Source organism: Micrococcus sp. UYEF5 (genome assembly GCF_040546065.1).
Taxonomy (GTDB): Bacteria; Actinomycetota; Actinomycetes; order Actinomycetales; family Micrococcaceae; genus Micrococcus; species Micrococcus luteus.
The window spans coordinates 1-2,138 of the sequence record NZ_JBEPNB010000028.1; the positions used below are offsets into that span (position 1 = coordinate 1).

Annotated in this window: 1 protein-coding gene and 1 pseudogene; one reads left to right on the top strand and one right to left on the bottom strand. The window is 64.0% G+C overall.

Annotated features, from left to right (window positions below; genetic code table 11):
* The first annotated feature begins 125 nt into the window (after positions 1-125).
* Complete coding sequence (locus ABIB16_RS11255) at positions 126-998, top strand: Ltp family lipoprotein (protein ID WP_231119478.1); 873 nt, start codon at positions 126-128, stop codon at positions 996-998.
* Between the two features lie 171 nt (positions 999-1,169).
* On the opposite strand, the pseudogene ABIB16_RS11260 reads toward ABIB16_RS11255, so the two are convergent.
* Positions 1,170-2,003 (bottom strand): annotated as a pseudogene (locus ABIB16_RS11260) (DUF3800 domain-containing protein); the annotation flags it as partial.
* Positions 2,004-2,138: the final 135 nt, after the last annotated feature.

Genomic DNA, 2,138 nt, shown 5'->3' on the forward strand with positions numbered 1-2,138 from the left:
CTACCTAACCCCAGCCGAGTACGCTCGGCAGTGCACCCATCAAATGGAAACCGACGACTCACAGAACGTCCGGACCGAATGAAGGGGGCGGCTCATCGCCGACGCCCGCCGCCTCGGAGAGCCCCATGCAGCTGACGGCCACCGAGACGTGCGAACAGCTGGCAGGCAACCGCGGTGGTCTGGCGTTAGACGTCCTGGACTTCAGCGTGGACTTCTACATGGAAGACCTCGTCATGAGCGATAGGGATCGTCGCGTGGCGGGGTTGGTGGAGCAGGGCGATCAGCTGCGCGCGGTCGCCCATCCCAAGTATCTCGACACCTTGGACCGTCTGATGGCCGAGCCTGAGGAGATCCAGCGCATTGTGAAGTCGGGCGGTGGCAGGTACACGATGCCAATGCAGGACATCGTGCAGTCTGTGACCGGTGCAGCCACCGACTGCTACCAGCCCGGTGAGGAACTCAACAGGTTCGTTGAGAACATGACGCCCATCATTAACCGCATCCCGGAGTATGCGGCGCTGGAGGTGGACGGCGCGTCCGGGGGCGCATCCTCCACGCCGGCTGCATCGTCGACCTCGACCCCTACTGCGGGGTCTGCTCCTGCATCGGAGCCCACGCCCACCCCTGAGCCCACGCCGACGCTCTCGGAGGAGACGGAAGCGGCAGCCGAGCATGAGGCCGGGGATGTGCCGATGGAGTACCAGTCGGCGCTTCGCAAGGCGTACAGCTACGAAGAGAACATGGACATGTCCAAGATGGGCATCTATGGCCAGCTGGTCTCCGAGTACGGTGAGCAGTTCTCACCAGAAGCGGCGCAGTACGCGATCGACAACATGACGGACGTGGACTGGAATGCCAATGCGCTGGCCAAAGCGAAGAGCTATCAGGAGATGATGGACATGTCGCCGTCTGCGATCTACGACCAACTGGTCTCGGAATACGGCGAGGAGTTCACGCCCGACCAGGCGCAGTACGCGATCGACAACCTGTCCCAGTGACGCCCGGGCATGCCCCGCGCGTTGAATGAACGCGTCGGCAACGGTGTCGCCAGGTGGTCCACCCGCCGCCCGCATATTCTGGTCCTCCGCAGCCCGCGGAGGACCAGAATATGCGGGGCTGTGTTCCGCCTGACGCAGGGCCGGGGTGATCTCTAGCAGCGGCGCCAGGTCTTAGCGTCCCGAGCGCCAGATCTTCGCCATCTTCTCCGCCGCCTCGGGGTCCACCGAGGCCCCCAGAAGCTGTCCATGCGGGGTCGGGGCAAGTCGCCGTTCACGGTGGAACAGCTCAGAGTGGTTGATGTCCTGCACGCCGCGGTTCCACAGGTGCAGTTTGGACTCGTAGGTGAAGCTGCCCCTCATGGATGCCAGCCGCTGGGGGTCGGTGACCCAGGCGTACTTGGACGAGTCGTTGAGCTGGTGATCGACAGCGCGTGTGACGGCGGCGGCGACCCAGTCGGCGAACTGCACGTTGGAGCTCAGCGAACTGTCCACGTGCATGGGCGGTTCCACGATGCACCGCATCTCCGGAAAGTCGCCGGCTCGGCTGAAGATGTGGGCATACATCGATGCAACGCGTTCGACTCGCGTCTTCTCATTGATTTGATCGATGATCACCATGAGGTTATGTCCGTGATGGTGGGCATGGCGGGCCAGACGGTTCAGAGTCTCTCGCATGGCGTCGGCTTCGCGTTTCTCGACGTCGAGGCCGATCTGCTTGGGCGTCCCACGCTGCTTCTCGTCGGCGTAGTAGAACAGCTTGCCGGCGTGGTCGGCGACGACGGACCGCACGAGCGCATCGAACACGCGGAGCTGCTGCGGAAAGCGCGCGGGGGTATCCGGCCGGAACAGATTGGCCCCCTTGAACTCCCACCGTCCGGGGTGTTTCGCTCGGTCGATCTCCGAGGCGAACAGCTGACGCTTCAGTGCGGTGAACTTCGCTCCAAAGCCTCGTGCGGCAGACTCCGGCATGACGAATCCGGCATAACCGAAGGCTGGGCTTGTCCGGAAGCGAGGATGGTCCGGGCCGACGTAGGCGCCCGGCTCGCGGGCGTGTCAACTTGTCTGTGTAAGCGGGGTGGTCACAGGTAGGGGTTGATCCGGTCGGGGTAGGCCGCGGCGAGCTGGGCGAGGGCCTGCTTC

Excerpts from the sequence above, each read along its gene's own strand:
- ABIB16_RS11255 (WP_231119478.1), top strand. The coding sequence starts at position 126 with ATGCAGCTGACGGCCACCGAGACGTGCGAACAGCTGGCAGGCAACCGC.